The organism is Photobacterium alginatilyticum (genome assembly GCF_009910675.1).
Lineage (GTDB): Bacteria > Pseudomonadota > Gammaproteobacteria > Enterobacterales > Vibrionaceae > Photobacterium > Photobacterium alginatilyticum.
On record NZ_RSEJ01000125.1, the window covers coordinates 1 to 1135 of the forward strand.

Annotated in this window: 1 pseudogene; it reads left to right on the top strand. The window is 31.2% G+C overall.

The features are described 5' to 3' along the window. Positions 1-384 precede the first annotated feature (384 nt). Positions 385-909: pseudogene (locus EIZ48_RS31475) on the top strand (NADH-quinone oxidoreductase subunit H); the annotation flags it as partial. Positions 910-1135 lie beyond the last annotated feature (226 nt).

Consider the following 1135-nt stretch of genomic DNA (forward strand, 5'->3'; position numbering starts at 1 on the left):
TGTAATCAACAATAATAGGTTGAAATTTATATTAATCTATTAATCAAAATTGCTACMAAAAAKATTTTWTTCAAGGATTAAGTTATTACTCAACAMAGAACAATTRAATTATTAAAAAAAGATGAGATAAATTCCTAAGCACGGTTTATTMGAACTATATTYTATAGCAGACAGAATTCCATTGGTCTAMTTCGGAACCTTACAATAGATTTTTAGTTTGTTTATCTATCGTACAAACATATTAAAAWTTAAAGAATATCAAACAGGTTTTTAGATTTATCTGGGACCCTCGAGGAGCCGTATGAGATGAAAATCTCATGTACGGTTCTGTAATAGAGATGATAGCAGTGCTGTTATCACCGACTATGATTATCTAACAGTTCAAGTACAGTTGATATAGTTGAAGCACAATCAAAATATGGTTTTTGGGGGTGGAATTTGTGGCGTCAACCTATAGGATTTTTCGTTTTTTTAATTTCTTCGCTAGCGGAATGTGAGAGATTACCCTTTGATTTACCAGAAGCAGAAGAAGAATTAGTAGCAGGTTATCAAACCGAATATTCAGGTATCAAATTTGGTTTATTTTACRTTGCTTCGTATTTAAATTTACTAGTTTCTTCATTATTTGTAACAGTTCTTTACTTAGGCGGCTGGAATYTTTCTATGCCGTACATATTCATTCCTGAATTTTTTGAAGTAACTAAAGCAAGAAAAATAGTTGGAGCCATAATTGGTATCTTTATTACATTGGCTAAAACGTATTTATTTTTGTTCTTTTCTATCACAACAAGATGGACTCTACCAAGGCTGCGAATGGACCAACTATTAAATCTTGGATGGAAATTTCTTTTACCTATTTCTCTCGGTAATCTATTATTAACAACTTCTTCCCAMCTTCTTTCRCTATAAAAAAAATAGTGAKATTTTYTATTTMCCATTTGTCTMAAACAAGAGAAAGAAACAAATAGAAAATTTCTATAGACATTTACGATATGTTCCCTATGGTAACTGGGTTCATGAATTATGGTCAACAAACAGTACGAGCTGCAAGGTACATTGGTCAAGGTTTCATGATTACCTTATCTCACGCRAATCGTTTACCTGTAACCATTCAATACCCTTATGAGAAATTAAT